The 6927-nt window shown below is 61.9% G+C and carries 7 protein-coding genes and 1 pseudogene; 5 read left to right on the top strand and 3 right to left on the bottom strand.

Annotation, left to right across the window (positions count from 1 at the left end; all coding sequences use genetic code 11):
• Together FY112_RS02485 and ugpC are read left to right on the top strand one after the other, a co-directional pair.
• Positions 1 to 1651 (top strand): beta-L-arabinofuranosidase domain-containing protein (locus FY112_RS02485; protein WP_151517574.1); only part of this gene is annotated, 1651 nt, incomplete at its 5' end.
• A gap of 24 nt (positions 1652 to 1675) precedes the next feature.
• Positions 1676 to 2749 (top strand): sn-glycerol-3-phosphate ABC transporter ATP-binding protein UgpC, encoded by a 1074-nt coding sequence (gene ugpC / locus FY112_RS02480; RefSeq protein WP_181018133.1) that lies wholly within the window; start codon positions 1676 to 1678, stop codon positions 2747 to 2749.
• A 55-nt stretch (positions 2750 to 2804) separates the two neighbouring features.
• Here ugpC and dxr read toward each other — a convergent pair whose 3' ends face one another.
• Positions 2805 to 3995, bottom strand: a complete 1191-nt coding sequence (gene dxr / locus FY112_RS02475) for a 1-deoxy-D-xylulose-5-phosphate reductoisomerase (RefSeq protein WP_151517573.1) — start codon at positions 3993 to 3995, stop codon at positions 2805 to 2807.
• A gap of 380 nt (positions 3996 to 4375) precedes the next feature.
• Here dxr and FY112_RS02470 point away from each other — a divergent pair, with 380 nt between their 5' ends.
• Both FY112_RS02470 and FY112_RS02465 read left to right on the top strand, forming a co-directional pair.
• Entirely contained in the window at positions 4376 to 5026 is a 651-nt protein-coding gene (locus tag FY112_RS02470; protein WP_131619935.1) for a hypothetical protein, read from the top strand.
• A gap of 62 nt (positions 5027 to 5088) precedes the next feature.
• Positions 5089 to 5379 carry a BON domain-containing protein gene (locus tag FY112_RS02465; RefSeq protein WP_026265482.1) on the top strand — a complete coding sequence of 97 codons (291 nt, stop codon included), beginning with the start codon at positions 5089 to 5091 and terminating at the stop codon, positions 5377 to 5379.
• 75 nt (positions 5380 to 5454) lie between these two features.
• Here FY112_RS02465 and FY112_RS36565 read toward each other — a convergent pair whose 3' ends face one another.
• Positions 5455 to 5607: a hypothetical protein gene (locus FY112_RS36565; RefSeq protein ID WP_017962331.1), complete on the bottom strand. Its 153-nt coding sequence runs from the start codon at positions 5605 to 5607 to the stop codon at positions 5455 to 5457.
• Positions 5608 to 5718: 111 nt separating this feature from the next.
• Positions 5719 to 5959: pseudogene (locus FY112_RS37340) on the bottom strand (hypothetical protein).
• A gap of 148 nt (positions 5960 to 6107) precedes the next feature.
• Between FY112_RS37340 and FY112_RS02455 the strand changes: the two are divergent.
• Positions 6108 to 6626 (top strand): DUF2937 family protein, encoded by a 519-nt coding sequence (locus FY112_RS02455; RefSeq protein WP_151517572.1) that lies wholly within the window; start codon positions 6108 to 6110, stop codon positions 6624 to 6626.
• The last annotated feature ends 301 nt before the right edge of the window (positions 6627 to 6927 follow it).

The raw sequence follows: 6927 nt of genomic DNA, 5'->3' as shown, positions 1-6927 counted from the left end.
CTATCGCCGGCCAAACACGAAGCTTGAAGCGCGGGCCGACGAGATCATCGACATGTATGAGAAGCTGCAGGACGAGGACGGCTATCTGAATGCCTGGTTCCAGCGCGTCGAGCCGAACCGCCGCTGGACCAACCTTCGCGACCATCATGAGCTCTATTGCGCCGGCCATCTCATGGAAGCTGCGGTTGCCTATTATCAGGCGACCGGCAAACGCAAGCTGCTCGACATCATGTGCCGCTATGCCGATTACATGATCAAGATTTTCGGTCACGGCGACGGCCAGATACCAGGCTATTGCGGCCATGAGGAAGTCGAGCTGGCGCTGGTCAAGCTCGCCCGCGTGACGGATGAGAAGAAATATCTCGAGCTATCGAAATACTTCATCGACGAACGCGGCACTGAACCGCATTTCTTCACCGCCGAGGCAAGCCGCGATGGGCGCGATGTCTCCGAGTACCACCAGAAAACCTATGAATACGCGCAAGCGCACCAGCCGGTGCGCGCGCAGACAAAGGTCGTCGGCCACGCCGTGCGCGCCATGTATCTCTATTCGGGCATGGCCGACATCGCCACCGAATACAGGGACGACAGCCTAACGGCTGCTCTGGAAACGCTTTGGGACGATCTGACGACCAAGCAGATGTATATCACCGGCGGTATCGGGCCGGCGGCGTCCAACGAAGGTTTCACCGATTATTTCGATCTGCCGAACGATACCGCCTATGCGGAGACCTGCGCCTCGGTCGGCCTGGTGTTCTGGGCAAGCCGCATGCTCGGCCGCGGTCCGGATCGGCGCTATGCCGACATCATGGAGCAGGCGCTTTACAATGGCGCGCTGCCGGGGCTTTCGACCGACGGCAAGACATTCTTCTACGACAATCCGCTCGAAAGTGCCGGCAAGCACCACCGGTGGAAGTGGCACCATTGCCCCTGCTGCCCGCCCAACATCGCCCGGCTAGTGACCTCGATCGGCTCCTACATGTACGCCGTTTCGGATAACGAGATCGCCGTGCACCTCTATGGCGAGAGCACCGCGCGGCTGAAGCTTGCCAACGGCGCCGAGGTGGAACTCGAGCAGACCACCAACTATCCGTGGGAGGGTGCGGTCGCCTTTACCACCAGGCTGGAGAAGCCGGCGAAGTTTGCGCTGTCGCTGCGCATTCCGGACTGGGCCGAAGGCGCAACTCTCAGCGTCAATGGAGAAATGCTCGATCTCAACGCCAATATGCGGGACGGATATGCCAGGATCGATCGTGAGTGGGCCGCGGGTGATCGCGTCGCCCTCTACCTGCCGCTGGCGCTTCGGCCCCAATATGCCAATCCGAAGGTGCGCCAGGATGCCGGCCGCGTCGCATTGATGCGCGGCCCGCTGGTCTATTGTCTGGAAACAACGGACAATGGCGAAGACCTCAATGCCATCGTCCTGCCCCGTGAGCTCTCCACGGCCGAAACTGTCGTGCTGAAGGATCTCAATGATGCCGTCGCCATCGATCTCAAGGTCGAGCGCGAGGAAACATCGAACTGGGGAACAGCGCTCTACCGCAAAGCGCCGGCCGAAAGGCAGGTCGCCACCGCGCGTTTCGTGCCCTATCATCTCTGGGACAACCGCGCGCCCGGAGAGATGCTCGTCTGGGTCCAGTCGGACAGATAGGTCTTTTTGGGGATGACGAACGGTATGGGTAACAAGAGCGTCGTGCTCCAGGACGTGCGAAAAAGCTATGGCAATCTGCAGGTGGTTCACGGGATCGACCTGACGATCGCAGAGGGCGAATTCGTCGTCTTCGTCGGCCCTTCCGGCTGCGGGAAATCGACGCTTCTTCGCATGATCGCCGGCCTGGAGGACGTGACCGACGGGGAGGTCGAGATCAAGGGACGTATCGTCACCGATCTCGATCCATCCGAGCGCGGCATCGCCATGGTCTTTCAGTCCTACGCGCTCTATCCGCATATGAGCGTGCGCGACAATCTGGCCTTTGGCTTGAAGATGGCGCGCACGAATGCTGCGGAGATAGAGACGCGCGTCGAGGCCGCCTCGGCAATCCTGAAAATCGACCATCTTCTCGACAGGCGGCCGGGACAGCTTTCCGGTGGCCAACGGCAGCGCGTGGCGATCGGCCGGGCGATCGTGCGCAAGCCCGATGTCTTCCTGTTCGACGAGCCGTTGTCCAATCTCGATGCGGAACTGCGCGTTTCGATGCGCATCGAGATCGCCCGCCTCCACCGCGAACTCGGCAACACGATGATCTATGTCACGCACGACCAGACGGAGGCGATGACGCTCGCTGACAAGATCGTCGTGCTGCGCGACGGCCGCGTCGAACAGGCGGGAACGCCGCGGGAAATCTACGAGAATCCCTCGAATACCTTCGTGGCGGGCTTCATCGGCTCGCCGAGGATGAACCTGCTCAATGCCCGCTGGGGTGCGGGAGGCATGGTCGAAGTCGCCGGCCGGCAGATCGAAAGCGGCCTGCCGCCGGCAGACAGGCCGGTTGGCGGCGCGGTGACGCTCGGCCTGCGGCCGGAGCATCTGAAGGTGGCCTCCGATCTATCGGGCAGCCTGACGGCCAGGGTCGATTTTTCGGAATATCTCGGGGGAACGCAATACCTCTATTGCCAGCTTGCCGATGGCCAGTCACTGACCGTCGAGCATCGGTCACCGATCAGTATCGCGGCGGGCGAGCAAGTGAGCCTGCTGTTTGAACCGTCGGATTGCCGGTTGTTCGACGAGGGTGGGAACCGGTTGCGCTAATCGCGGCGGTCACGGTCACAGGCGGGCGACCACTCGGCGATCGGCCGTCCGAACTTCACTCGGCAATCGCTAGTGTCATGAGCTCCGCCGCCCTTTGCCGGGCTTCCCTGTCGGCGGCGAAGACATCATCCATGCCGGAAGCCGGCGGCAGGCCGGCCAGATCGTCCATGACCCTCTCGGTGACCTCGGCCATGGCGAGGAAGGAGAGCCGCCCTTCGATGAAGGCTTCGAGCGCCACTTCCTTGGCGCCGTTCAGCACCGCGCCCTGAACACGCCCGCGCGTCATCGCCAGGCGCGCGAGCCGCAGCGCCGGAAACCGCACCTCATCCGGCGCCTCGAAATCCAGCCTGGCGAGCTTGGCGAAATCCAGCCGCTCGACCGGCAGGTTCGACCGGCGCGGAAAGGATAGGGCATAACCGATGGCGGTGCGCATATCGGGCGCGCCGAGCTGCGCCAGCACCGATCCATCGGTATAGCCGACCATGGAGTGGATAATCGATTGCGGATGAAAAATGACCTCGATCTGTTCGGGCCTGAGGCCGAAAAGGTGCCGGGCTTCGATCATCTCCAGCGCCTTGTTGAACATCGAGGCACTGTCGATCGAAATCTTCAAGCCCATCGACCAGTTCGGGTGGGCGCGCGCGGTTTCCACCGTCACATCCGCCATGTCACGCAGCGAGGCGGTGCGGAAGGGGCCACCCGACGCCGTCAGGATGACCCGCTCGACGGCGTGGCGCTGGTTCTCTTCCAGCACCTGGAAAATCGCGTTGTGCTCGCTGTCGACCGGAAGCAGCCTGCCGCCGCCCGCCCGGATCGCTGCGATGAAGAGATCGCCGGCCGATACCAGGCATTCCTTGTTGGCAAGGGCGATATCGGCGCCGCGGCGGGCCGCGGCAAGCGTCGGCGCCAGGCCGGCAGTACCGACGATTGCCGCCATCACCCAGTCAGCTTCGCGGTCGGCGGCTTCCATCAGCCCGGATTTTCCCGAAGCGACCGCGATGCCGGTGCCGGAAAGTGCGCTCTTCAGTGATTCGTAATGCTGGTCGTTTGCCGTCACCGCCAGCCGCGCGCCGGATGATTTCGCCTGCCGGGCCAACAATTCGACATTGCCGCTGCCGGTCAGCACGGAGATTTCGAAGTTCTCCCGTCCGCCCAGATGATCGACGACATTGAGTGTATTCTGGCCGATCGAACCCGTCGAACCGAAGATGCTGAGGCGCCGCGGCGCGCTTTTGCCGGTCATCATGTAGAATTTCGCGAAAATTTCTCTCGTAGACTCAGGCTCTACTAGGCTTTGGAGGGGGCGGCAAGTGTGCGGTGCAGCAGATTTCAACCCTTGAGGGGTTTACAGAGCGGCGGCCGGATGTGATCCTTATAACATTGCTGCCGGAATCGCTTCCGCCGCGGCCGGTCACGGTCGCATGGCAAGTCGGGGCGCTGTGGCGTCCATCGAAGAACAGGCACTCGGTGCCGCCGGCCTTTGGGCCATACATTAAATCGAGGATGAAACCGGGATGGACGGCTTGGCCGTGATCCCTCATTGCGTTCGTCGCGAACGCTTTCATATGCGCTGCTGCGTCCACTCCGCGCCGCAGCCCTGTGACAGGTCAAAACGTTCTGAACTTCATGACGACATTCAAATTAGTATGCATCTTTTTCGCCATCCTACCCTCGCTCACAGCCGCAGCGAAGGCGGACGACCTGCTGATCTGGTCGCCAGCCAAGCTTTCGGACCGGTCCTACAAGGCGACGGTGGGTTTTCGCCTGCCGGCGGAATGGGAAACGAGCGCTGGCGCCGACATCGCGCTGGCCTCGACCAAAGGCGGAGCGCTGCTGCCCGATTCCGAACAGGCAATGCTTTGGGGCAGGATCACCAGGACGAGCGTTACCCCGGCAGGCCGGTCAGAGCGGGGTGCCAGCGTCAGCGTCGATACGCTGCGCGGCAGCGGCGCGCTAACCCTCAGCCGCTCGCGCAGCTGGATCCTGTCCGATTCGCTCGACATGCAATCGAGCCGATCCATCAGCGTGCAATATGACGCGGTCGAGGCCCGGCAGGCTTCGGTAACGGCAACGCAGGCGCTGAAGCTGATTCATCCCTGGACGGGAACCGCGCTTTCGGCAGGGACAGGCGTCAGCAATGCGAGCGGCGACTTCTCGAGCACGGTTGGGGTCAGCCAGGCCATTCTGCCGAACCTCAATCTCGATGCTTCGGTCAGCAATCCATTTTCAGGAGGTGAGGCGGGCAGCGTCAATCTCCGCTATCGCGTCAACTGGTAGCGGTGGTGAACCAAAGTCCGCTGAGCAGCGTTTCCTACGAGGCTTTCACGGAGGAACGGATCATGGTTTTCAAGGAGCAGACATTTCACGGGCTCGAACCCGAGATGGAGATCGAGATCGCCAATCGCGCATCGGTCGAAGCGGCCGTTGCCAATGCCCTGGCGATCGCCGGCGGCATCGACGCCTCCGATGTCGAGGTGACGATGGAGAACGATCAGATCGTGTTGAGCGGCACCGTCGGCACGGTAGGCGAAATCGAACGGGCAACTGCGGTCGCCAAGGCGGTCGAGGGTGTGCATGCGGTGCAGAACCGAATCCTGCTCGGCGGATCGTCGCTCGACGGTACGCATTAACCAGCGGCGGGCCGCTCCGAGCCCGGAGCTTGCCGGGCGAGAACTGTTTCCACATTGTCGCCTATAAGCAGCCGATCAACCGGCGAAGCGTTCGACGAGGAAGGACGAGCCGGCCAGACGATCCGTTTTCTGCGCGGCGCCCGACCCCTGCGGCTGGTAGGCGATGGCGAGCAGCAGGACACTGACGGCGACATAGGCGATTGTCAAAAGAGTCATCTTGAGACGCATGATGAATACTCCTGTTTTGCGATAAACGCGGCTGATATGGGCGAAGTTCCTCATGTCGAGATCAGATGAAAAGTCCGGCCGATCAGCCAGGCTTTTCCTGCATGGATTGCCTTATCGGCAGACCTGGGTTTCCTTGATGACCGTGTGGCCGTGGCGGCGGATCTTTTCCGTCTTGGTGAAGCAATCGCGGGAAACGTGGCGCCCTCATGTGATGGCGGTAGTAGGGCCGTTCCAAATGACGATAATAGGGACGCGCATCATCCGTGGTGATGGTCACACTTGCCGCCTCGGACGGCATTGCGGAAAAGATGGACGCAGCAGCGAGCGTGCAGGCAAGGACAAACCGTTTCATGACGAGCGCCTCTCTTTTCTGAGTTGGTCACGGCATCAACTCGCCGGAAGCCGTCGGTTCAATCACATAGGGTTACCGATTGTGTCGAAGGCAGAAACCTTTGACGCGCCGGATCGTTAGCGCAAGGGGATAGCCGGAGGCATCGAGCATGGGACCGATTGCAAGGATCATCACCATCGTCGCCGGGCTTGCCGGCGGCACGGTGTTTTCGCAGGCACCGGAATTTGCGCAGCAATACCGCCAGCGGATCGGCGGGGCGATCGACGAATTGCGGGTCATCGTCGAGGATTTCAATACTCAGGCCGCCGAGCACCATCTCGATCGCCAGCAGGCGCTGAACACCTATGCGCAATCGTCCGACGATTTCCTGCGCGACCGCGGCGTCTCGATGCAGAGCACGATCACGCGCTACGAAACGCTGCTGTCGCAGCAGCTCCATCTCGGCACCGCCGCACCCGTCGCCAAGCCTTTTGTTCTGCTGGGGAATGCCGATGACGTCGTTTTCGCCAATACCTGGCGCGACTTCGCGCCCGGCGTCCCCGTCAGCTTTGCGGGTCTCGTCTGGGGCGCGATTGGTTTTGTCGGTGGCTGGGCCGTGGCGGCGTTGCTGGGACTGGGGGCGCGGCGGGTCACGAGGACACGGCGAGTCCATCGTCAGGTGCGGTGAACCAATCGGTGGCGAACGTGGCACTGGCCCCGGAGCGTAATGATATCAGTCAAGCTTTGCGCTGAAATGCCCCCCGCCACACTTCGGAGGGGGGCGTCGATATATTGATCGGAACCGGTTCGTGCGCCTTTCCGGTGATCGGGCCAGAGAGCCTTGTTACGTGGACGCTGCCGCTTCCTTGGCGATGCCACCTGAAAGCAAACGCCAAATGCCGAATGCCACCACGCCCATCGCGAGGAAGATCACAAAGATCAGGAAGTTGTAGTAGATCATCGCTGCCAGCGCGACGAGGGCGAGCCCG

This window comes from Rhizobium sp. PEPV16 (genome assembly GCF_008919455.1).
Taxonomy (GTDB): domain Bacteria; phylum Pseudomonadota; class Alphaproteobacteria; order Rhizobiales; family Rhizobiaceae; genus Rhizobium; species Rhizobium leguminosarum_Q.
Note: the sequence above shows the minus strand (reverse complement) of the source record. Positions and strands in the feature narration are given on the sequence as shown.

Excerpts from the sequence above, each read along its gene's own strand:
- FY112_RS02465 (WP_026265482.1), top strand. The coding sequence starts at position 5,089 with ATGGTTTTCAAGGAGCAGACATTTCACGGGCTCGAACCCGAGATGGAG.
- dxr (WP_151517573.1), bottom strand. The coding sequence starts at position 3,995 with ATGATGACCGGCAAAAGCGCGCCGCGGCGCCTCAGCATCTTCGGTTCG.
- FY112_RS02470 (WP_131619935.1), top strand. The coding sequence starts at position 4,376 with ATGACGACATTCAAATTAGTATGCATCTTTTTCGCCATCCTACCCTCG.
- ugpC (WP_181018133.1), top strand. The coding sequence starts at position 1,676 with ATGGGTAACAAGAGCGTCGTGCTCCAGGACGTGCGAAAAAGCTATGGC.
- FY112_RS02455 (WP_151517572.1), top strand. The coding sequence starts at position 6,108 with ATGGGACCGATTGCAAGGATCATCACCATCGTCGCCGGGCTTGCCGGC.
- FY112_RS36565 (WP_017962331.1), bottom strand. The coding sequence starts at position 5,607 with ATGCGTCTCAAGATGACTCTTTTGACAATCGCCTATGTCGCCGTCAGT.